Source organism: Edwardsiella tarda ATCC 15947 = NBRC 105688 (assembly GCF_003113495.2).
In the GTDB taxonomy this organism is placed as follows: domain Bacteria; phylum Pseudomonadota; class Gammaproteobacteria; order Enterobacterales; family Enterobacteriaceae; genus Edwardsiella; species Edwardsiella tarda.
The window spans coordinates 671,216-693,424 of the sequence record NZ_CP084506.1; the positions used below are offsets into that span (position 1 = coordinate 671,216).

The 22,209-nt window shown below is 53.5% G+C and carries 13 protein-coding genes, 2 tRNA genes and 3 rRNA genes; 11 read left to right on the forward strand and 7 right to left on the reverse strand.

Annotated features, from left to right (window positions below):
• Positions 1-48: 48 nt before the first annotated feature.
• The gene (locus DCL27_RS03095; RefSeq protein ID WP_035598457.1) at positions 49-819 is read right to left on the reverse strand and encodes a DUF481 domain-containing protein; all 771 of its coding nucleotides are present in this window, start codon (positions 817-819) and stop codon (positions 49-51) included.
• 170 nt (positions 820-989) lie between these two features.
• The gene (locus tag DCL27_RS03100) at positions 990-2,333 is read right to left on the reverse strand and encodes an anaerobic C4-dicarboxylate transporter (RefSeq protein ID WP_005281876.1); all 1,344 of its coding nucleotides are present in this window, start codon (positions 2,331-2,333) and stop codon (positions 990-992) included.
• A 1,058-nt stretch (positions 2,334-3,391) separates the two neighbouring features.
• Between DCL27_RS03100 and DCL27_RS03105 the strand changes: the two genes are divergently transcribed.
• Positions 3,392-4,288 (forward strand): helix-turn-helix domain-containing protein, encoded by an 897-nt coding sequence (locus DCL27_RS03105; protein WP_005281869.1) that lies wholly within the window; start codon positions 3,392-3,394, stop codon positions 4,286-4,288.
• A gap of 13 nt (positions 4,289-4,301) precedes the next feature.
• Here DCL27_RS03105 and DCL27_RS03110 read toward each other — a convergent pair whose 3' ends face one another.
• Positions 4,302-5,204 carry a helix-turn-helix domain-containing protein gene (locus DCL27_RS03110; protein ID WP_005281867.1) on the reverse strand — a complete coding sequence of 301 codons (903 nt, stop codon included), beginning with the start codon at positions 5,202-5,204 and terminating at the stop codon, positions 4,302-4,304.
• Positions 5,205-5,673: 469 nt separating this feature from the next.
• Positions 5,674-6,390 carry a two-component system response regulator BtsR gene (gene btsR, locus DCL27_RS03115; RefSeq protein ID WP_005281865.1) on the reverse strand — a complete coding sequence of 239 codons (717 nt, stop codon included), beginning with the start codon at positions 6,388-6,390 and terminating at the stop codon, positions 5,674-5,676.
• Positions 6,391-6,625: 235 nt separating this feature from the next.
• Here btsR and DCL27_RS03120 point away from each other — a divergent pair, with 235 nt between their 5' ends.
• Together DCL27_RS03120 and tyrA are read left to right on the forward strand one after the other, a co-directional pair.
• Entirely contained in the window at positions 6,626-7,693 is a 1,068-nt protein-coding gene (locus tag DCL27_RS03120; RefSeq protein WP_228594498.1) for a 3-deoxy-7-phosphoheptulonate synthase, read from the forward strand.
• Positions 7,694-7,697: 4 nt separating this feature from the next.
• Positions 7,698-8,819, forward strand: coding sequence for a bifunctional chorismate mutase/prephenate dehydrogenase (tyrA, locus tag DCL27_RS03125; protein ID WP_035598454.1), 1,122 nt, complete (start codon positions 7,698-7,700; stop codon positions 8,817-8,819).
• 24 nt (positions 8,820-8,843) lie between these two features.
• Here the strand turns inward: tyrA and pheA are convergent, their stop codons facing one another.
• The 3 genes from pheA to bamD form a co-directional block, all read right to left on the reverse strand.
• The gene (pheA, locus tag DCL27_RS03130) at positions 8,844-10,010 is read right to left on the reverse strand and encodes a bifunctional chorismate mutase/prephenate dehydratase (protein ID WP_035598451.1); all 1,167 of its coding nucleotides are present in this window, start codon (positions 10,008-10,010) and stop codon (positions 8,844-8,846) included.
• Between the two features lie 294 nt (positions 10,011-10,304).
• Entirely contained in the window at positions 10,305-10,643 is a 339-nt protein-coding gene (gene raiA, locus DCL27_RS03135) for a ribosome-associated translation inhibitor RaiA (RefSeq protein WP_005281856.1), read from the reverse strand.
• A gap of 350 nt (positions 10,644-10,993) precedes the next feature.
• Positions 10,994-11,731: an outer membrane protein assembly factor BamD gene (gene bamD, locus DCL27_RS03140; protein WP_005281854.1), complete on the reverse strand. Its 738-nt coding sequence runs from the start codon at positions 11,729-11,731 to the stop codon at positions 10,994-10,996.
• Between the two features lie 132 nt (positions 11,732-11,863).
• Here bamD and rluD point away from each other — a divergent pair, with 132 nt between their 5' ends.
• The 8 genes from rluD to DCL27_RS03180 all read left to right on the forward strand — a co-directional run bounded on the left by rluD (position 11,864) and on the right by DCL27_RS03180 (position 21,926).
• Positions 11,864-12,844: a 23S rRNA pseudouridine(1911/1915/1917) synthase RluD gene (gene rluD / locus DCL27_RS03145; RefSeq protein WP_005281851.1), complete on the forward strand. Its 981-nt coding sequence runs from the start codon at positions 11,864-11,866 to the stop codon at positions 12,842-12,844.
• Positions 12,841-13,575: a purine nucleoside phosphorylase YfiH gene (yfiH, locus tag DCL27_RS03150; RefSeq protein ID WP_005281850.1), complete on the forward strand. Its 735-nt coding sequence runs from the start codon at positions 12,841-12,843 to the stop codon at positions 13,573-13,575. The genes rluD and yfiH overlap by 4 nt, the downstream gene beginning before the upstream one ends.
• 179 nt (positions 13,576-13,754) lie before the next feature.
• Complete coding sequence (gene clpB, locus DCL27_RS03155) at positions 13,755-16,328, forward strand: ATP-dependent chaperone ClpB (protein ID WP_005281848.1); 2,574 nt, start codon at positions 13,755-13,757, stop codon at positions 16,326-16,328.
• 470 nt (positions 16,329-16,798) lie between these two features.
• A 16S ribosomal RNA gene (locus DCL27_RS03160) occupies positions 16,799-18,340 on the forward strand.
• An 83-nt stretch (positions 18,341-18,423) separates the two neighbouring features.
• Positions 18,424-18,499, forward strand: a tRNA-Glu gene (locus DCL27_RS03165).
• Between the two features lie 190 nt (positions 18,500-18,689).
• Positions 18,690-21,596: ribosomal RNA gene (locus DCL27_RS03170) — 23S ribosomal RNA — on the forward strand.
• A 90-nt stretch (positions 21,597-21,686) separates the two neighbouring features.
• Positions 21,687-21,802 (forward strand): 5S ribosomal RNA (gene rrf / locus DCL27_RS03175).
• Together the 16S, 23S and 5S rRNA genes with 2 tRNA genes alongside form the textbook arrangement of a ribosomal RNA operon.
• Before the next feature lie 47 nt (positions 21,803-21,849).
• A tRNA-Asp gene (locus DCL27_RS03180) sits at positions 21,850-21,926 on the forward strand.
• Positions 21,927-22,209 lie beyond the last annotated feature (283 nt).

The following is a 22,209-nucleotide window of genomic DNA, read 5'->3' on the forward strand; positions in this document are numbered from 1 at the left end:
GTACTGTCGAGGCAGGCGGCCGTTACTACGCATGGCAAGCGGAGGACGTTACAGGTTGTACTGTAGCGTGATGGCGCTGGTGCGGTCGGTGTGCTTAGGCGCGCTGGCCGGCGGTTCGCTGTTATAGGTCACGTTGTAGGAGAGGCGTAGGGAGAACGCATCGTTGATGCCGACGTTTAACGCGGTCTCCGAGTTCAGCGTGGTGTCTTCGTTGGAGAGCGCGGAGACCCCTTGAGTGAACTGGGTGTTGGTCGTGACTTGGTAGGTGTAGTTGGCGGCACCATAGGCGAGCGCGCGTGTCGCACGTCCTCCCCCCTGATATTCGTCATGGCGTACGCCGGGGCCGAATTCGACGCGCAGATCCTGGGTTGGAGAGGAGAAGATCTGACGACCATAGCCCGCCGTACCGGTAGTCCGTGAGGCATAGCCAGCGAAACGGTCATTCAACCAGTTCACTTGACCAAACATGTAGTTTTCTTGGGTAACGTTAAAGCGGGTACGGCCGCCGGCTTGATATTTCTCTGCCGAGCGAGTGCCATTCGACTCGGCATTATTGGCGGTGCCCCATAGACTGTAGGCGGTAGCTGCATCCCGGTTGAACCAGGTCATGGTGGTGTTGGCCAGCAGGCTGGAGTTATTACTGTTGCCCGATTGGGAGTTATAACCCGCTTGGATATTGCCAATAAAGGGCTGCTTGGCGGTGGAGGGATCGTCTAACGCGGTAAATAGCGTGCTATCGGCGAAGGCACTGGTGTAATTGAGTATGACGGTGAGGCCAATCAGTGTCGGTAATGTTTGGGTGACGCGTGAGCGGAGCATGATGTTTCCAATAGAAAAAGGATAATGCCAAAGTTGACAGGCGTCACATTATAGCGGGTGATAATGTGGCCAAAAATGGTAATTATTAGCTTATTTTTTATTGCAGATAGGCGGTGTTATACGCTTTTTTTATATCGGCCTCCAGAAGGAGGCCGATATCGGGGGGAGACTTAGTAGAAGCTGGCGACCAGCAGATAGCCTACACAGCAAGAGGTGATAACCCCAATAAAGCCAGGCAGGATAAAGCTGTGGTTAATAATAAACTTACCGATGCGCGTGGTGCCAGAGCGGTCGAAACCGATACAGGCCAGGTCGCTGGGGTAGGTCGGCAGAACGAAGTAGCCATAGGCAGCCGGGAAGAACGCCAGCAACATCTTGGGTTCGACGCCTAAGGATAATCCCATCGGTGCGATGGCGGTCAGCGCCGCGGCCTGACTATTGACCAGCTTGGAAACCAGGAACAGTACCAAGGCATAGGTCCAGGGATGACTCTTGACCACATCTTCTAGCACCAGACGTAGATCCTGCATATGGGCTTGGAAGAAGGTATCGCTCATCCAGGCGACGCCGAATACGGAGAAGATCGCGACCATGCCCGCCTTGAAGACCGCCCCGTTAGAGATTTCACCCGGCTTCACTTTGCAAGACATCAGGATGATGGCGCCGGCGATCAGCATCATCATCTGAATCACCAGGTTCATCGATAATGGTTTCAGAACCCCTTTGACCTCAAAGGCGGGACGTAGATCGGCAAAGGCACCGAGCAGGACCACGACGGCGATGGCGGCGAAGAAGATCCAGGTTGCCCAGTAAGCCTGCTTAGGGAACGTCTGATTCAGCAGGGTTTGGCTGTCACCGTAGATATAGGCGCGCTGTTCGGGATCTTTGAGCTTCTCTTGAAAGACCGGGTCCTTATCCAGATCTTTACCGCGACGGAGACTCCACAGCGCGGCGACCAGAACCCCGCACAAGGAGGCCGGTACGGAAACCGACAGAATATCCAGGATAGTGAATGCTTGACCAATACCGTGCGCCGCACCGAGGATGGAGACTAACGAGACGACCGCGACGGAGACCGGAGAGGCGGTGATCGCCATCTGTGAGGCCACGGAGGCGACAGCCATCGGACGTTCTGGGCGGATACCCTTTTTCAGGGCGATATCTGCGATGATGGGGAACATGGTATAGACCACATGGCCCGTTCCGCACAGGAAGGTTAGCGTCCAGGTGGTGAGGGGAGCCAGGATGGTGATGTGTTGTGGGTGACGACGCAGCAGGCGCTCGGCGAACTGCATCATGACATTCAGCCCGCCGGCCGTTTGCAGTACCGCGGCACAGCCAATGACGGCTAGAATGGTCAGGATCACCTCGACAGGGGGCTTCCCGGGGACTAAGTCGAAAACAAAAGTGAGAACGAAGAGACCAATACCACTGATCAATCCGAGCCCCATCCCGCCATAGCGTGTTCCCAGCAATAGACAGATGATGATAATGGCAAATTGTAGCGTGACCATAGATTCCCTTTTTTCTTATTCTCCCGGATCTTTGCGCAAGATGATGCGAGAACCGGGGATTAACGATATCGCTTGTGATATATGTGGATTAATACTCTAGTTGTTCTGGCTATGATTCTGGGAGATTGCTCTCCCTTTATAAAAATAAAGAATATAATCAGAATGGAAATTGATCTGCATAAACTATTGTTGAGAAAATAAAAGGAAATATCGAGTGAGTCAGCTGAGACGGTCTGGCTTAGCGGTAAGACATCCTTTTTTTGTTAATAACTTTGATGATGGTGGTAAACAGTCACGTAGTGTGTGCTTTCCCATACGTGGTAGCGAACAAGTAAAATTAATTATTCTGCTTATAATTATCGATGTGTTGTTTTGCCGCTCTGGGAATGGAGTCCTCTTACCTATTTATCTGAGCCTATAGCGTCGTGGTAATGACTTAAGTCGCCGTGTTTTCTTAGTGGCATGCCGCTGGGAGCGCCCGTGCATAGGGTTAATTAATTGAACAGAATGTTATGCACATTATGTAATTAATTGCGCGAATTGAATACATGTGATGAGTGTGCGTTCTATCATAGCCAAGCAGGGCGAGAGTATGCCGCTGGAGTCCCGCCTCACAGTGCGTGGGCAGGATGTGAGGCGTGGCACCCGATAGCGGCAGATGCTGTTCTGGAGGGATTCGCTGAGGCTGGAAGGGCAATCATAGCGTTTAATTAATTTTATAGTCAATTTAAGCAGCGCCAGGGATTATTTATTATGGAGTGTGATTAATAATAAAAGATAGCGTTCATTAGTCTATTGGTGAAAATGATCTCCCCAGATATTGTTATCTGGAGAGAATATGCTGAGATAGCGATAGGTATGGCGGGATTACTACGCGATAATTATCTATTAGCAACCAGGGGTATTTATTACTCCGTTGCGAGATGTTTTATTAATCGTATCGATAGGATGTCGCTGAGCGTGAATAAAAATATTGATAAGAGATGTATGACGTTATCAGCGGATTAATCATGATAGCACTTTGACTTGTTCCATTTTTATGCGGGTGCGGAGCGACGATGGCCGAGATCATTACACATTCGCTGTTCACTTATGGTATTGAAAATTTTACTGCTTGGAGCCATTTTTTTCAGCAGCATACGGCGTGTGGTAGGATAAGAATTAATGCACAACAGGATGATTTTTTTGGCGAGAGCGAGATACATCAGCTAGCTAATGGTGCTCGTGTCGTGGTGATCCGGACCACGCCCGGGATGATCGAGAAGTATGAGCATTCAAGACCCGTTTATGGTCTGGTATACACGGAAACACCGTTGCAATGTACTCTCGATGGCCGTGCTATTACGGTGCGGAGTAAAGAGTGTCTTTTGCTGAATGGTGCGCAGCCATTTAGTATGGCCTCATCACTATTGCGCTCGACAGTGTCGGTATTATTGCCGGAAGCGTGTTTTGGACAATATGCTGCAGCCGTCGAACGCCTATTCGATGGACGGCTGGCATCGACACTTCCCTTCGGTAAACTGATCACCAGCATGGCGGCGGAAAGCCATACCGCGGCAGCGTTAACCGAGAAGATCACCGTGCTGATTAATCTTTTGATTATCTCGAGTAATATTTCGACACGGCGCGCGCTTAATAAATTCGATTATCTTAATAACCTCATTCTCACACATTGTCGGAGTACCGACTTTTCGCTTGCCAAGTTAGTACACATCAGTGGTATGTCGAAACGCTCTATCCAGTATGTATTCTCTCAGCAAAATACACGTTTTCAGGTACTCTTGGTACAGGCGCGTCTGACCTGTTTGTTACAGGAGATGCAGCATACACCCACTCGCTCGTTAAGTGACATTGTCAAGCGCTGTGGCTATCGCTCCTTTTTGACGGCATCACGCCACTTTCGTGACTATTACCAGGAGTCATTGCCTAGCTATTATATTAAATATGCCTTATAGCCATATTGCTGGATTAAGCTTGGTTTTGCTGGAGGTAGTCGGTAATCGACTGATTAAACTTCCGCTTAAAGTGGCGGGCCGCGGTTGAGAAGGAGTTGTAACCACTTAGAAAAACGATCTCATTCAATTTCTTATGCTTCATCTTCTGTAGGTTATCACAGAGTAACTTCAGGCGAATATCGGCACTGAGACGATTGAAGGTGGTGCCATGAGAGGCGAGTATATATTGAATGTTGCGCGCTGACATGGCGCATAGTTGTGCCAACTGGGGGAGTGATAATGATTCGTCATAGATATTCATAGTGATTTTCTTGACGATCAGTTCATATTTACTGTTGTTTTCTTGCTTTTCATTATAAGTGATGACCTTGATTAAGTTGGTGACAATATCTAAGCGCTCGGCTAGGCCGGGGGCATGCTGCGTGGTTGACATGATTTTATTGATCTCGTCACCATATTTAATCGATGAGAGTTTACGCCCGATCAAGCCTTGGATGACATGCTCTAAGCGATCCCCCAGTAACGAGAAGGGGATAGCAAAGGAACGCGTTTGCTGGTAACCCGGTGACGAGATTTGAAAGCCTTTTGAGCTGTCGATCAGAAAGGAGTCGCGGTAAGGTAAGGTGCAGTTTAACCCCTCCTCGCCCCATTGCATCTTATGGTCTGAGTAGATGAGGTAGAGTACCCGGCTTTGCTGAGCATGCGCGATGTGATGGGTAATATTATAGCCACAGGCGCTCATGGTCATAAAGCGCGCACCATTACTCAGTCGGCTAATCATCGCCTTGGCATAGAAGTCTTCCGAGGTCATGTCGAGGGTGAGTCGCCCGCATTGTAACTGTTGTTGCATAAAGGATAACAGTGCCGGGATATCTTCATAGCCTTTGGCTTCATAGGTGACTGTTGTATTCATCATAACTAACACCGTCAGAGAGGACTCATCACATCGCTATAAATTAATATAACCTGGACAATATACTGGTTATTTAGTGCAAATCCGATATAAAAGTGCAAAAAAGCAGTGAGATTTTTAATCTGCTGTATTTACGCAGAATTTACTCGGAATTACCGAGCTACGCCACAACAATCAGTCTCTCTTTATTATAGATACTCGCAAGATATTAGTAAGCATTGCATCAGATTAACCCGCTAGAGGTATTTATTGAGCAATGTGTTTGAGTGCGCGGGGCGAAAAATCGAGACGCGAGAATATTGCGCGGCGCTGACTGGAGTCGTTATCTTATTAATCAATACACTGGCTTAAACAAGAGGCTCGTTTCTCATGGCAAGAGAGGCATTAGCCATCATGGAGGAGATGCGATGGTTGGACCATGCTTAATTCTTTCCGGCGATTTTTATTAGCCATGCTAATCGATGGTGGGCACTTAGGCGATACCGAGGTGCTCCTTTAAGTTTTTTAAGTAACGTCGGCTGACCGGAATACGCTTACCACTTTGGGTGAGGACTTCTGCCGCACCATTATCCAGTAACTGGATCTCCTTGAGACGATCGACGTTAACCATATATTGACGATGGCAGCGGATCAGCGGTGTTTTTTCTTGCAGGGTTTTGAGTGTCAGCTGGGTGTAACCACTTTGTTGGTTACCGACAACATGGATGCCGCTGAGCTCCGATGACAGATACTCGACCTCCTCCAGCTTGAGCAAGAAGATACGGTTTAAGCCGTGGCAAGGAATGTGTTTAAGCTGCGGTTCTTGCAGGGGATGCAAATTCTGGCGTAATTCGTTGCCACGGAGTAGGCGCTCAAGGGTCTTGTGTAGTCGGGCCGTATCGATCGGTTTAAGGAGATAGTCGAAGGCATGCCGCTCAAAGGCTTGGATGGCGTATTCGTCGAAGGCGGTGATAAACACGATGTAGGGCAAGGTGTCGGGATCCAACATGTTCACCAGTTCTAGCCCACTGATGCGTGGCATTTGAATATCGAGGAAGAGCACGCTGGGCCGCAGGCGATGGATCTGGGGAATGGCCTCCAACGCATTGGCGCAACTGGCGACCAGCTCGATATCTGGATAGCGTTGGAGCAGCGTAGCGAGTTCGTCGCGTGCCGGTTGCTCATCGTCGACAATGATGACTGTTAACATGCTCCCTCCTGAAAACGGCGCCATCTTATCATGTGATATTAACCGGTGGGGGTGAGTCACCAGGAAACTGCGTGTTGCTTCAAAATTTGCTGCCGTTGAGCCTGTAAAGATAACTGTGCGATTATCTTTACGTTTATGGATTGAAAACTTTACGATAGCTGTTAATGTAAACACCACAGGAGAGCGTCCCGGGTTGACCCCGGGCACCATGACCAGACAGGCGGATATTTCGATGATGCAAAAAGATGCGGTTAATAATGTGCATATCAGCGACGAACAGATCTTGATCACGCCGGAGGTATTGAAGGCGCGTTTCCCGCTCAATGCGGCACAGCAGACGCAGATCGCTGCCTCGCGCCAGACGATCGCGCGGATCCTTGCCGGCGATGATGATCGGTTGTTGGTGATCTGTGGCCCCTGCTCGATCCACGATGTCGATGCGGCCCTGGAGTATGCCGCCCGTTTACGGCGCTTGGCTGAGACACTGAGCGATCGGCTCTATATCGTCATGCGGGTCTATTTCGAGAAGCCGCGTACCACCGTGGGGTGGAAGGGATTGATTAACGATCCCTATATGGATGGCTCATTTGATGTTGAGGCGGGTCTGCATATTGCGCGGCGCCTGCTGCTGCAACTGGTCGAAATGGGATTGCCACTGGCGACGGAGGCCTGGGACCCTAACTCGCCCCAATACCTGGGTGATCTGTTTAGCTGGTCTGCCATCGGCGCCCGTACCACCGAGTCACAGACCCATCGTGAGATGGCCTCAGGCCTGTCGATGCCCGTCGGGTTTAAAAATGGTACCGATGGTAGCCTGGCGACGGCGATCAACGCGTTGAAGGCGGCGGCGATGCCACACCGTTTTGTGGGTATCAATCAGGCGGGGCAGGTTTGTTTGTTGCAGACGCAAGGCAATCCCGACGGTCATGTGATCCTGCGCGGTGGCGCGGTGCCGAACTATAGCGCGCAGGATGTGGCGCAATGTGAGGCGCAGATGGTACAGGCCGGCCTTCCTCCACGCCTGATGATCGATTGCAGTCATGGTAATTCCAATAAAGATTATCGCCGTCAGCCCCAGGTCGCCGAGGCGGTGATGGCGCAACTGGCTGCGGGTAATCGTTCGATCATCGGCGTGATGCTGGAGAGTCACCTGTTTGCCGGTAATCAGAGTTCGGAGCAGGCGCGTAGCGCGATGCAATATGGTGTCTCGGTGACGGATGGGTGTATTGATTGGGCGACGACAGAAACCTTACTGCGTGCGATGCACCAGCAGCTGTCAGGCATAGGGCGAGGGGAGAGGTAAGCTCATGGTGGCGGAACTGAGCGCGTTGCGCGACGAGATTGATGAGGTTGATAAGGCGTTATTAGCGCTACTGGCGCGCCGCCTGGAATTGGTCGCGCGGGTCGGCGAGGTGAAGAGCCATTACGGGTTGCCGGTCTATGTGCCAGAACGCGAGGCGGCGATGCTCGCCTCGCGCCGGGCCGAGGCGGAGCAGCTCGGTGTCTCACCGGATCTGATCGAGGATGTCTTACGCCGGGTGATGCGGGAATCGTACTCCAGCGAGAATGAGAAAGGCTTTAAGGCGTTAAATCCCACCTTGCGTCCGGTGGTGATCGTCGGTGGCGGCGGAAAGATGGGCGCCTTGTTTACTCGGATGCTCCGTCTCTCCGGGTATCAGGTACGCATCCTTGAGCCACAGGACTGGCCGCAGGCCGAGGCGCTATGCGCCGATGCGGGGATGGTGGTGGTGAGCGTGCCGATCCCTCTCACCGAGGCGGTGATCGCCCGCCTGCCGACCTTACCGGCGGATTGTTTGCTGGTCGATCTGGCGTCGGTGAAGGCTGCGCCGTTGCAGGCGATGTTGGCGGCCCATACCGGTCCTGTGCTGGGATTACACCCCATGTTTGGTCCCGATGTGGACAGTTTTGCCAAGCAGGTGATCGTGTATTGTGATGGGCGTCAGCCGCAGGCTTATCAATGGCTGCTGGAGCAGTTACAAGTTTGGGGGGCGCGTCTGCATCCTATCAGTGCCGTCGATCATGATCAGAACATGGCCTTCATCCAGGCGCTGCGCCATTTCACGACCTTTGCCTATGGTCTGCATTTGGCGGAGGAGAATGTCAGCCTGGCACAGTTACTGACGCTATCATCGCCGATCTATCGCCTGGAGTTGATGATGGTTGGGCGGCTGTTCGCCCAGGATGCCCAACTGTATGCTGATATCATCATGGCATCGGCAGACAATCTGGCCTTGATTAAGCGCTATCACCAGCGCTTCGGTGAGGCGATACGACTGCTGGAGGGGCGAGATAAGGCGGCCTTCGTTACCGCTTTTCAACGTGTCGCACACTGGTTTGGCGACCATGCTCAACACTTTCAGCAAGAGAGCCGGACGTTGTTGCGCCAGGCGCACGATCGCCGCCGTTGAGCGGCGGCGATCCGTGGGGCGCTATTACGATGGTGTGCCGTTGCTGACCGGTATGACGTTCTCACTCGGGTAGCAGCCCAGTACTTTCTGTGAGCGCGTCAGTGAGCGCAACGCATGCAGCGCCTGCTGCATGGCGGGATGATTGAGGTTAGCCTGCACATCCAGATAGAACATCTCCTCCCACGGGTTGCCGTTGATGGGACGTGACTCCAACTTCGTGATGACGATGTGCTGCTCGCGGAAGGCCAGCAGTGCGTCGACCAGTGCGCCAGGCTGTTGCCCAGTGGCCATGATCAGGGTCGTCTTGGCGGCGACCTGGCTGTTGACCTCGATGGCCTTACGCGCCAACACGATGAAGCGTGTCATATTCTGTGTCTGGTTAGCCAGATCGTGAGCCAGGGCTTGTAGGCCATATAGCTGGCCGCCGGCGGCGCTGCCGAGTGCCGCTACCTGAGGAGAGCGCAAGGCGGCGACCTGTTCCATCGCGGCGGCGGTGCTTTCACAATATTCGATCTTCCACTGTGGGTAGCGGTTGAGAAACTGGCTGCACTGTTGGAAGGGTTGCGGATGGCTATAGATGGTGGTCAGTTGGTTCAGATCGCTCTCGCCGTTGACCAGTAGGCAGTGATCGATCGTCAGCGTCAGCTCGCCGACAATCGACAGGCTGGTGTGTTGCAGCAGATCATAGACCTCGTTGATCGAGCCGGAGGAGGTATTTTCTAGCGGTAGTACGGCATAGTCGGCTTGGCCGCTCTCGACCAGGGCGACGATATCGGCAAAACGCTGACAACCGCACTCGATGGCTTGCTCGAAATGGCGGGCGGCATAGCGCCGGGCGGCCAGATGGGAGTATGAGCCTTTCGGGCCGAGGAAGGCGATACGTGCCGAGGTCTCTGCCGCCTGGTGAGCCTGTTGCAGCAAGGCTTGCTGAGTGAGGACTGACTCCTCGATGATCAGTTGAAACAGGCGTGTGATGAAGTGGGCATCCAGCTGTAGGGGTTTGCCCTGCTCGATCAGCCGTTGTAGCAGTTCGCGTTCACGGGTGAGGTCGCGTACCGGATGGTGTAGCGCCTGCTTGGCCTGGGCGACCTGCTCGGCCAAGCGACGACGTTCACCCAGCAGGGTCAACAGTTGGCTGTCGACGGCGCTGATCTGCTCGCGTAGCGTCAGTAACGGATTGGATGTGCTCATCGGTTGCCCTTATTAATCGATTTGATGCCATAGTTTACGCACATAAAAAAGCCTCCCCGGGGGAGGCTGCACATCGTTCTTTCGTTGCCCTTTTAAGGTAGAAAGCAGCCTCCCAAGCGACAGGGGGGAAAAAAGCGGCAATGAAAGAAAGATAAACGACCCGGCATGAGGCGGCTCCAGTGTGTGGGATAGCCTTACGTTACCTGTGATACTTTTTCTCTGTCAACGTTTTTGCCATAACGAAAAACGCGCCCGATGGGGCGCGTTATGGCAGGTTAAGTCGCTACTTCTAGGCTATTCTTCGCTAGCCGCCTGCAAATTGGCCTCTTTTACGCTGGTGTGTGCGCGGCGAGCCTCACCTTTATGCTGTACCTTGTTTAACTGGCGCTCCAATTTATTCAGCAACTCGTTGATCGCCGCATACATATCTTCATGTTTAGCGCTGGCGACCAGTTGCCCATTGGGGGTATTGATGGTGGCGTCAACCACGAACCCCTGCGGATCCTTGGACAGAATAATGTGCGGGTTGATCAGATGCGTTTGCCATTTGTCCAGTTTGCTGAGACGGTCTTCGACATGTTCACGGATGGCAGCAGTGATTTCCATTTGTTTGCTGGTGATGCTGATAGTCATACAGATACCTCTCTGTCTTTTCCGTCTTGGTGATTTCAGCATAACGCGCCGTGGCGCAAAGTGTGAGAAGAAAATCACGGATTTTTGTCACTTTTTGCAAAGTTAGATGGTTTTGTGACTCTGGTGAAAAGTGCTGAAAATAGCGCTTGAGTCAGCGGAAATTTATGCGCATGATGAAAAGGTTGGCGGCAGAAAAGGTGGTATAGCCTGGGCTGTGCTTTGGCTGAAATCTAGCATGGGGATGGCGTTGTTTCCGTTCACTCCATTGCCTCGCTCGCCAGGATGATAAAAATAAAGGCAGCCATTGGCTGCCTTTTGTCGTTACTCATAGCCGTTATGCGACTATGCTATTAGGCGTTGTCGCCATTGAAGGCGATGATCTTCTGTACTTTGGCGGCTTCGCTCATCAGACCCAACTGACGGTAGGCGTTCTCCATCAGTGGCAGCGCATCACGCGTCGCCTGAGTATCCGGGTAGTTACGTAGCATCTGCTCGACACGGTTGACCACGGCGACATAGGCACCGCGTTTGGTATAGAAGCGTGCGACGGCTAACTCATGTTTTGCCAGACGGTTTTTTAGGAAGATGAGTCGTTTGGTCGCATCGCTACTGTATTGGCTGTTGGGATAACGCTGTACCAGCTGGCTGAAATCACGGAAAGCCTGGCGGGCATGCTCCGGGTCACGGTCGGAGCGGTCAATACCGAAGAAGCCTTGCAATGCGCTATCGTCCATAGCCATGTCGGTCAGGCCGCGCATGTAGAGCACATAGGGCATATTTTGGCTGGTTGGATTTAGGCGGATGAAGCGATCGATGGTAGCCTGTGCCATCGGCAGGTCGGCCGACTTATAATAGGCATAGATCAGATCCAACTGTACCTGCTGAGAGTAAGGGCCAAATGGATAACGGTTATCCAGCGCTTCCAGTTGCGTAATCGCCGCTTTAAAGTTACCGTCCTGCAGCTTTTGCTGTGCGGTAGCGTAGATTTCGGCAGGCGGATTGTCGGGCACCGCCTCTTTAGAGCTGGAGCAACCAACCAGCGCCAGGCTCAACGTGGTGGCAGCCACCAGATATTTGATACGCGTCATGACGTTTTGCTTACCCTTTTTATGTTGTTCCGGGCGGCTCTCCGTTAAGCTCCCGGCAAAGACCAGCTACAATAGCACACTATTTTAAACGGCAACGCCGAGAAAACCCAACGTTAACGAAAGAAACTCACTATGGCACAACAAGTACAACTCACCGCGACGGTGACGGAATCCCAGCTCGGCCAACGTTTAGATCAGGCGTTGGCGGAATTGTTCCCTGATTATTCACGTTCACGCATCAAAGAGTGGATCCTTGAGGATCGCGTCAGCGTCAATGGGATCATCATCAATAAGCCCAAGGAGAAGGTGCTGGGTGGTGAGCATATTGCCATTGATGCGCTGATTGAGGAAGAGAACCGCTGGGAAGCGCAGGATATCGCGCTGGATATCGTCTATGAAGACGAGGATATCCTGGTGATCAATAAGCCCCGTGATCTGGTGGTTCACCCGGGCGCCGGTAATCCCGACGGCACGGTGTTGAATGCGCTGCTGCATTATTACCCTCAGATCGCCGATGTGCCGCGCGCCGGGATCGTACATCGCCTGGATAAAGACACCACCGGGTTGATGGTGGTTGCGAAGACGGTGCCGGCGCAGACGCGTCTGGTCGAGTCGTTGCAGCTGCGTGAAATCACCCGTGAATATGAGGCCGTCGCGATTGGTACCATGACCGCGGGGGGCACGGTGCGTGAGCCGATCGCGCGCCATCCGACGAAACGTACCCATATGTCGGTGCATCCGATGGGGAAACCGGCGGTGACTCACTACCGGATCATGGAACATTTCCGTGCCCATACACGCCTGCGCCTACGTCTGGAGACCGGACGAACGCACCAGATCCGTGTTCATATGGCGCACATCAACCACCCGCTGGTGGGCGATCAACTGTACGGTGGCCGCCCGCGTCCGCCGCGTGATGCCTCGCCGGAATTTATCCAGACGCTGCGCGCCTTCGATCGCCAGGCTCTGCATGCGACCATGCTGCGTCTTTACCACCCGATTAGCGGTATCGAGATGGAGTGGCACGCGCCGATTCCGGAAGATATGCAGCGTCTGATCGCGGTGATGCAAGAGGATGCCGAAACCTTTAAGGATGAGATGGACTGGCTATGAAACTGATCACGCCGCGCTGGGCGGCGCCAGCGCGCGTCTCGGCGTGCTCCACGACCCGTGAGGGCGGTGTGAGCCAGGCACCCTATGCCTCACTCAATCTTGGGCTGCATGTGGGCGATGTGCCCGAGCAGGTGGAGGCCAACCGCCAGCGCCTGTGTCAGGCATTGCAACTCCCGACGCCGCCGATCTGGTTAGAGCAGGTGCACGGTACTCGAGTATTGACGCTGACGGATTCGGCGGAAGAGAGAGATGTGCGCGCCGATGCGGCCTATACCCGTACTCCGGGGCAGGTCTGCGCGGTGATGACGGCGGACTGTCTGCCGGTTCTGTTCACCAGCCTACGGGGCGATGAGGTCGCAGCGGCCCATGCGGGTTGGCGCGGGCTGTGTCATGGGGTGTTAGAGCAGACCTTAGCCTGCTTTGCCGCCGAGCCCTCACACATCCTGGCCTGGCTGGGGCCAGCCATCGGACCGACGGCTTTCGAGGTGGGGCCCGAGGTGCGTGAGCAGTTTATCGAGCAAGATGCCGCCAGCGTGACGGCCTTCCAACCCGTCGCGGGGGGCAAATATTTGGCGGATATCTACGCGCTGGCGCGCCTGCGTCTCCAGGCGGTCGGTGTCCGCGATATCAGCGGTGGCGACTGTTGCACGCTGAGCGATCCACAACGCTTCTTTTCCTACCGCCGAGCCGCCCAGACCGGGCGTATGGCCTCGCTGATCTGGTTCTCCTGAATCTCTGTTCGCCTACTGGATCGCCGAGGCGCGCCCAGGGGGGCGACAGCGCTGTACGCTTCGCGTGCCACCCTCCGTTGCACAAAAAATAATTAAATAATTGTCACAGTTTGGTTGAAAAGTGCAGTCTAGACCACACTTATTCTCCAGAAGCAATTTGCATATGTCTCGGAGGAATCATGCGTCTGGATCGCTTAACCAACAAGTTCCAGTTAGCCCTCGCTGACGCCCAGTCTTTGGCACTCGGGCGTGACAACCAATTTATTGAACCGATACATCTGATGAGCGCGATGCTCAATCAGGATGGGGGCACGGTTCGTCCGCTGCTGGCCTCTGCGGGCGTCGATATCGGCGCGTTTCGCCAGTCGCTGGAGCAGGCTATTAGCCGTCTACCGCAGGTAGAAGGTACGGGTGGCGATGTTCAACCATCCAATGAGTTAATTCGGGTTCTCAACCTGTGTGATAAGTTAGCGCAAAAGCACAACGACACGTACATATCGTCCGAGTTGTTTATCTTGGCCGCGATGGAAGAGCGCGGCAAATTGGCCGATATGCTGAAGGCCGCCGGTGCCTCTGCGCAGAAACTTAGCGCTGCCATTGAGCAGTTGCGTGGAGGAGAGAAAGTGGAAGATCAGAATGCCGAAGATCAGCGCCAGGCGCTGAAGAAGTACACCATCGACCTGACCGAACGTGCCGAGCAGGGCAAGCTGGATCCGGTGATCGGGCGTGACGAAGAGATCCGCCGCACCATCCAGGTTCTGCAACGCCGTACCAAGAATAACCCGGTGCTGATCGGGGAGCCGGGGGTCGGTAAGACCGCCATCGTCGAAGGGTTAGCTCAGCGCATCATTAACGGTGAAGTGCCGGAAGGCTTGAAGAATAAGCGTGTGCTCTCCTTGGATATGGGGGCGTTGATCGCCGGGGCGAAGTTCCGTGGGGAGTTCGAAGAGCGCCTGAAGGCGGTGCTGAACGATCTGGCGAAGCAGGAGGGCAGCGTCATCCTGTTTATCGACGAGTTGCATACCATGGTCGGCGCCGGCAAGGCCGACGGCGCGATGGATGCCGGGAACATGCTGAAACCGGCATTGGCGCGCGGCGAGTTGCACTGCGTCGGGGCAACGACCCTGGACGAATACCGTCAATATATTGAGAAGGATGCCGCGCTGGAGCGCCGTTTCCAGAAGGTTTATGTCGCGCAGCCCTCCGTCGAGGATACCATCGCTATCCTGCGTGGCTTGAAAGAGCGTTATGAACTGCACCACCATGTGCAGATCACCGATCCGGCTATCGTGGCGGCGGCGACGTTGTCACATCGTTATATTGCCGATCGACAGTTGCCCGATAAGGCCATCGACCTGATCGATGAGGCCGCCTCCAGCATCCGGATGCAGATCGACTCTAAACCGGAAGCGTTGGATCGTCTGGAACGGCGTATCATCCAGCTTAAACTGGAGCAGCAGGCGCTGAAGAAGGAGTCCGACGAGGCCAGTAAGAAACGTCTGGAGATCCTGAATAGCGAGCTGGAGGAGAAGGAGCGTGACTACGCCTCACTAGAGGAAGAGTGGAAGGCGGAGAAGGCCGCGTTAACGGGCACCCAGAATATTAAAGCCGAGATCGAGCAGGCGAAGATCGCCCTGGAGCAGGCACGGCGTAGCGGCGATTTGGCGCAGATGTCGGAGATCCAGTATGGCAAGCTGCCAGATCTGGAGAAGCAGTTGCAGTCGGCGACACAGGCTGAAGGCAAGAGCATGAAGCTGCTGCGTAATAAGGTTACCGATGTCGAGATTGCCGAAGTGTTGGCACGCTGGACCGGTATTCCGGTATCGCGCATGCTGGAAGGTGAGCGAGAGAAACTGCTGCGTATGGAAGATGAGCTGCATAAACGCGTCGTCGGCCAGAATGAGGCGGTTGAGGCGGTCTCTAACGCCATCCGTCGTAGCCGGGCCGGTTTGTCCGATCCGAATCGTCCCATCGGCTCTTTCCTCTTCTTGGGGCCGACCGGGGTAGGTAAGACCGAGTTGTGCAAGGCGTTGGCCAACTTCCTGTTCGACAGCGATGACGCCATGGTGCGTATCGACATGTCTGAATTTATGGAGAAGCACTCCGTATCGCGTTTGGTCGGGGCGCCTCCGGGATATGTCGGCTATGAAGAGGGCGGTTATCTGACCGAAGCGGTGCGTCGTCGTCCTTACTCGGTCATCCTGCTCGACGAGGTCGAGAAGGCGCATCCGGATGTGTTTAACATCCTGCTGCAGGTGTTGGATGATGGTCGCTTGACGGATGGCCAGGGTCGTACCGTGGACTTCCGTAACACGGTGGTGATCATGACCTCAAACTTGGGCTCTGATCTGATCCAGGATCGCTTCGGCGAGCTGAGCTATGGCGAGATGAAAGAGTTGGTCATGAGCGTGGTCACCCACCACTTTAGACCAGAGTTCATCAACCGTATCGATGAGACGGTGGTCTTCCATCCGTTGGGTCAGGAGAACATTAAGGCGATCGCCCGCATCCAGTTGCAGCGGTTGTATCAGCGGTTGGAAGAGAAGGGCTACAGCGTCACGATGAGCGAGGCGGCGTTGGATCAGCTCTCTCAGGCCGGCTTCGACCCGGTTTATGGCGCACGTCCGTTGAAGCGTGCCATCCAACAGGAGATCGAAAACCCGTTGGCACAACAGATCCTGTCCGGGAAACTGTTGCCGGGCAAACCAATTACCCTGGCGTTGGACGGCGAGCAGATCGTGGCACAGCAGTAATTCACGATGGCGCAATACGAGGGCAGCCCGATGGCTGCCCTTTCTTTTAGCTATTTCCCATCAGCGGAGGCCGGAAAAGGTATGAAAATAACGCACTCTGTATGTAAAGTGGTCGAATGATAAAAAAGTTGTAATTAGGGCTTGTCAGGCGGCGTAATCTCCCTATAATGCGCCTCCATCGACACGGCACTTGTGAACAACATCACAAGATGAGCCGGGGAGAGTGAAGTGAAAAGCGAGAAATTAATCGTTGACACTCACCGAGGAAAGCGTAATATACGCAACCTCGACTTGGTAAGGGAAACTTGCTAAGTCACTGCTCTTTAACAAATTATCAGACAATCTGTGTGGGCACTCGCAAGATTCGTATTAAGCATTCCTCGGAATGCCAAAATATTTAAAGTCTTGAAGAGTGACAGCAGTTAATTCATTACGAATAAACAGTTTAATTTCTTTGAGCATCAAGCTTTTAATTGAAGAGTTTGATCATGGCTCAGATTGAACGCTGGCGGCAGGCTTAACACATGCAAGTCGAGCGGTAGCGGGAGGAAGCTTGCTTCCTCGCCGACGAGCGGCGGACGGGTGAGTAATGTCTGGGGATCTGCCTGATGGAGGGGGATAACTACTGGAAACGGTAGCTAATACCGCATAACGTCGCAAGACCAAAGTGGGGGACCTTCGGGCCTCATGCCATCAGATGAACCCAGATGGGATTAGCTAGTAGGTGAGGTAATGGCTCACCTAGGCGACGATCCCTAGCTGGTCTGAGAGGATGACCAGCCACACTGGAACTGAGACACGGTCCAGACTCCTACGGGAGGCAGCAGTGGGGAATATTGCACAATGGGCGCAAGCCTGATGCAGCCATGCCGCGTGTATGAAGAAGGCCTTCGGGTTGTAAAGTACTTTCAGTAGGGAGGAAGGTGTACGTGTTAATAGCACGTGCAATTGACGTTACCTACAGAAGAAGCACCGGCTAACTCCGTGCCAGCAGCCGCGGTAATACGGAGGGTGCAAGCGTTAATCGGAATTACTGGGCGTAAAGCGCACGCAGGCGGTTTGTTAAGTTGGATGTGAAATCCCCGGGCTTAACCTGGGAACTGCATCCAAGACTGGCAAGCTAGAGTCTCGTAGAGGGAGGTAGAATTCCAGGTGTAGCGGTGAAATGCGTAGAGATCTGGAGGAATACCGGTGGCGAAGGCGGCCTCCTGGACGAAGACTGACGCTCAGGTGCGAAAGCGTGGGGAGCAAACAGGATTAGATACCCTGGTAGTCCACGCTGTAAACGATGTCGATTTGGAGGTTGTGCCCTTGAGGCGTGGCTTCCGAAGCTAACGCGTTAAATCGACCGCCTGGGGAGTACGGCCGCAAGGTTAAAACTCAAATGAATTGACGGGGGCCCGCACAAGCGGTGGAGCATGTGGTTTAATTCGATGCAACGCGAAGAACCTTACCTACTCTTGACATCCAGCGAATCCTGTAGAGATACGGGAGTGCCTTCGGGAACGCTGAGACAGGTGCTGCATGGCTGTCGTCAGCTCGTGTTGTGAAATGTTGGGTTAAGTCCCGCAACGAGCGCAACCCTTATCCTTTGTTGCCAGCGGTTCGGCCGGGAACTCAAAGGAGACTGCCAGTGATAAACTGGAGGAAGGTGGGGATGACGTCAAGTCATCATGGCCCTTACGAGTAGGGCTACACACGTGCTACAATGGCGTATACAAAGAGAAGCGACCTCGCGAGAGCAAGCGGACCTCATAAAGTACGTCGTAGTCCGGATTGGAGTCTGCAACTCGACTCCATGAAGTCGGAATCGCTAGTAATCGTGGATCAGAATGCCACGGTGAATACGTTCCCGGGCCTTGTACACACCGCCCGTCACACCATGGGAGTGGGTTGCAAAAGAAGTAGGTAGCTTAACCTTCGGGAGGGCGCTTACCACTTTGTGATTCATGACTGGGGTGAAGTCGTAACAAGGTAACCGTAGGGGAACCTGCGGTTGGATCACCTCCTTACCTGAAGATACGAAATATTGTGTAGTGCTCACACAGATTGTCTGATAGATGTTCGAGCAAAGCGTCTGCGAAGTCGACCCAGTGTCCCCTTCGTCTAGAGGCCTAGGACACCGCCCTTTCACGGCGGTAACAGGGGTTCGAATCCCCTAGGGGACGCCATTTGCGGTATCGGGTGAAAGACGGTGCCAACAATATTGCAAAACGGACTTGCGAGTCATGTTTGCAATATTTTGCTCTTTAACAATCTGGAACAAGCTGAAAATTCGAAAACAATCGAATTGCTTTTAACAAGTGATTCGAGAGTCTCTCAAATGCTTGCAGCACGAAGTGAAACACCTTCGGGTTGTGAGGTTAAGTGACTAAGCGTACACGGTGGATGCCTAGGCAGTCAGAGGCGATGAAGGACGTGCTAATCTGCGATAAGCGTCGGTGAGCTGATATGAAGCATTATTAGCCGGCGATGTCCGAATGGGGAAACCCAGTGCAATTCGTTGCACTATCGTTAAGTGAATACATAGCTTAACGAGGCGAACCAGGGGAACTGAAACATCTAAGTACCCTGAGGAAAAGAAATCAACCGAGATTCCCCTAGTAGCGGCGAGCGAACGGGGAAGAGCCCAGAACCTGAATCAGTTTGTGTATTAGTGGAAGCGTCTGGAAAGTCGCGCGATACCGGGTGATAGCCCCGTACACGAAGGTGCACAGCTGTGAGTTCGATGAGTAGGGCGGGACACGTGTTATCCTGTCTGAATATGGGGGGACCATCCTCCAAGGCTAAATACTCCTGACTGACCGATAGTGAACCAGTACCGTGAGGGAAAGGCGAAAAGAACCCCGGCGAGGGGAGTGAAATAGAACCTGAAACCGTGTACGTACAAGCAGTGGGAGCATCCTTCGGGGTGTGACTGCGTACCTTTTGTATAATGGGTCAGCGACTTATATTTTGTAGCAAGGTTAACCGAATAGGGGAGCCGTAGGGAAACCGAGTCTTAACTGGGCGTCTAGTTGCAAGGTATAGACCCGAAACCCGGTGATCTAGCCATGGGCAGGTTGAAGGTTGGGTAACACTAACTGGAGGACCGAACCGACTAATGTTGAAAAATTAGCGGATGACTTGTGGCTGGGGGTGAAAGGCCAATCAAACCGGGAGATAGCTGGTTCTCCCCGAAAGCTATTTAGGTAGCGCCTCGTGAATTCATCTTCGGGGGTAGAGCACTGTTTCGGCTAGGGGGTCATCCCGACTTACCAACCCGATGCAAACTACGAATACCGAAGAATGTTATCACGGGAGACACACGGCGGGTGCTAACGTCCGTCGTGAAGAGGGAAACAACCCAGACCGCCAGCTAAGGTCCCAAAGTCATGGTTAAGTGGGAAACGATGTGGGAAGGCATAGACAGCCAGGATGTTGGCTTAGAAGCAGCCATCATTTAAAGAAAGCGTAATAGCTCACTGGTCGAGTCGGCCTGCGCGGAAGATGTAACGGGGCTAAACCATGCACCGAAGCTGCGGCAGCGACACTATGTGTTGTTGGGTAGGGGAGCGTTCTGTAAGCCTGTGAAGGTGGCCTGTGAGGGCTGCTGGAGGTATCAGAAGTGCGAATGCTGACATAAGTAACGATAAAGCGGGTGAAAAGCCCGCTCGCCGGAAGACCAAGGGTTCCTGTCCAACGTTAATCGGGGCAGGGTAAGTCGACCCCTAAGGCGAGGCCGAAAGGCGTAGTCGATGGGAAACAGGTTAATATTCCTGTACTTGGTGTTATTGCGAAGGGGGGACGGAGAAGGCTAGACCGGCCGGGCGACGGTTGTCCCGGTTTAAGCGTGTAGGTGTGATGACCTGGCAAATCCGGTTATCTCTAACACTGAGGCGTGATGACGAGGCACTACGGTGCTGAAGTGGTTAATGCCCTGCTTCCAGGAAAAGCCTCTAAGCTCTAGATAACACTGAATCGTACCCCAAACCGACACAGGTGGTCAGGTAGAGAATACCAAGGCGCTTGAGAGAACTCGGGTGAAGGAACTAGGCAAAATGGTGCCGTAACTTCGGGAGAAGGCACGCTGGCATGTAGGTGAAGTCCCTCGCGGATGGAGCCGAAGCCAGTCGAAGATACCAGCTGGCTGCAACTGTTTAATAAAAACACAGCACTCTGCAAACACGAAAGTGGACGTATAGGGTGTGACGCCTGCCCGGTGCTGGAAGGTTAATTGATGGGGTCAGCCGCAAGGCGAAGCTCTTGATCGAAGCCCCAGTAAACGGCGGCCGTAACTATAACGGTCCTAAGGTAGCGAAATTCCTTGTCGGGTAAGTTCCGACCTGCACGAATGGCGTAATGATGGCCAGGCTGTCTCCACCCGAGACTCAGTGAAATTGAACTCGCTGTGAAGATGCAGTGTACCCGCGGCAAGACGGAAAGACCCCGTGAACCTTTACTATAGCTTGACACTGAACATTGAACCTTGATGTGTAGGATAGGTGGGAGGCTTTGAAGTGTGGACGCCAGTCTGCATGGAGCCGACCTTGAAATACCACCCTTTAATGTTTGATGTTCTAACCTGGTCCCGTAATCCGGGATAGGGACAGTGTCTGGTGGGTAGTTTGACTGGGGCGGTCTCCTCCCAAAGAGTAACGGAGGAGCACGAAGGTTAGCTAATCCTGGTCGGACATCAGGAGGTTAGTGCAAAGGCATAAGCTAGCTTGACTGCGAGAGTGACGGCTCGAGCAGGTGCGAAAGCAGGTCTTAGTGATCCGGTGGTTCTGAATGGAAGGGCCATCGCTCAACGGATAAAAGGTACTCCGGGGATAACAGGCTGATACCGCCCAAGAGTTCATATCGACGGCGGTGTTTGGCACCTCGATGTCGGCTCATCACATCCTGGGGCTGAAGTAGGTCCCAAGGGTATGGCTGTTCGCCATTTAAAGTGGTACGCGAGCTGGGTTTAGAACGTCGTGAGACAGTTCGGTCCCTATCTGCCGTGGGCGTTGGAAGATTGAGAGGGGCTGCTCCTAGTACGAGAGGACCGGAGTGGACGCACCGCTGGTGTTCGGGTTGTGATGCCAATTGCATTGCCCGGTAGCTACGTGCGGAAGAGATAAGCGCTGAAAGCATCTAAGCGCGAAACTTGCCTCGAGATGAGTCTTCCCTTGGACCTTGAGTCCACTGAAGGAACGTTTAAGACTAAGACGTTGATAGGCTGGGTGTGTAAGCGTAGCGATACGTTGAGCTAACCAGTACTAATGATCCGTGAGGCTTAACCTTACAACACCGAAGGTGTTTTTAGAGAGACGAATTTAGCTTGTTCAAGATTGGAACCGATGGCCTGAATGGCGGTTGGTGAAACAGAATTTGCCTGGCGGCGATAGCGCGGTGGTCCCACCTGACCCCATGCCGAACTCAGAAGTGAAACGCCGTAGCGCCGATGGTAGTGTGGGGTCTCCCCATGCGAGAGTAGGGAACTGCCAGGCATCAAATTTAGCAGTACCCCGGAAACGGGTGTGATACAAAATTCGGTGGAGCGGTAGTTCAGTTGGTTAGAATACCTGCCTGTCACGCAGGGGGTCGCGGGTTCGAGTCCCGTCCGTTCCGCCACTCATTTTAAAAGGCCCGCTATTTATAGCGGGCCTTTTTTCATATGCACTTCCTGGTCGATTAGTTAGCCTTAGCCGATTCACCGACTCATCCCCTTGATCGACGTTTCACTGATTAATCCGTTGCGCTGTGTGCCATTCTTTGGTTATCAACAGAAGGCGATACCGGTGATAACGCGTTTCGCTGATGCCGCCAGATCGCTCCCGCTGATTGTCGTCATAAGTCTGTTAGCCGTTAAGGTATCGCGCTATTGTTCGCTTGCGGTTCGGATCTGTGCGTAGCC

Excerpts from the sequence above, each read along its gene's own strand:
- btsR (WP_005281865.1), bottom strand. The coding sequence starts at position 6,390 with ATGTTAACAGTCATCATTGTCGACGATGAGCAACCGGCACGCGACGAA.
- bamD (WP_005281854.1), bottom strand. The coding sequence starts at position 11,731 with ATGACGCGTATCAAATATCTGGTGGCTGCCACCACGTTGAGCCTGGCG.
- rluD (WP_005281851.1), top strand. The coding sequence starts at position 11,864 with ATGGCACAACAAGTACAACTCACCGCGACGGTGACGGAATCCCAGCTC.
- DCL27_RS03100 (WP_005281876.1), bottom strand. The coding sequence starts at position 2,333 with ATGGTCACGCTACAATTTGCCATTATCATCATCTGTCTATTGCTGGGA.
- pheA (WP_035598451.1), bottom strand. The coding sequence starts at position 10,010 with ATGAGCACATCCAATCCGTTACTGACGCTACGCGAGCAGATCAGCGCC.
- DCL27_RS03105 (WP_005281869.1), top strand. The coding sequence starts at position 3,392 with ATGGCCGAGATCATTACACATTCGCTGTTCACTTATGGTATTGAAAAT.
- DCL27_RS03110 (WP_005281867.1), bottom strand. The coding sequence starts at position 5,204 with ATGATGAATACAACAGTCACCTATGAAGCCAAAGGCTATGAAGATATC.
- DCL27_RS03095 (WP_035598457.1), bottom strand. The coding sequence starts at position 819 with ATGCTCCGCTCACGCGTCACCCAAACATTACCGACACTGATTGGCCTC.
- yfiH (WP_005281850.1), top strand. The coding sequence starts at position 12,841 with ATGAAACTGATCACGCCGCGCTGGGCGGCGCCAGCGCGCGTCTCGGCG.
- DCL27_RS03120 (WP_228594498.1), top strand. The coding sequence starts at position 6,626 with ATGCAAAAAGATGCGGTTAATAATGTGCATATCAGCGACGAACAGATC.
- raiA (WP_005281856.1), bottom strand. The coding sequence starts at position 10,643 with ATGACTATCAGCATCACCAGCAAACAAATGGAAATCACTGCTGCCATC.
- clpB (WP_005281848.1), top strand. The coding sequence starts at position 13,755 with ATGCGTCTGGATCGCTTAACCAACAAGTTCCAGTTAGCCCTCGCTGAC.
- tyrA (WP_035598454.1), top strand. The coding sequence starts at position 7,698 with ATGGTGGCGGAACTGAGCGCGTTGCGCGACGAGATTGATGAGGTTGAT.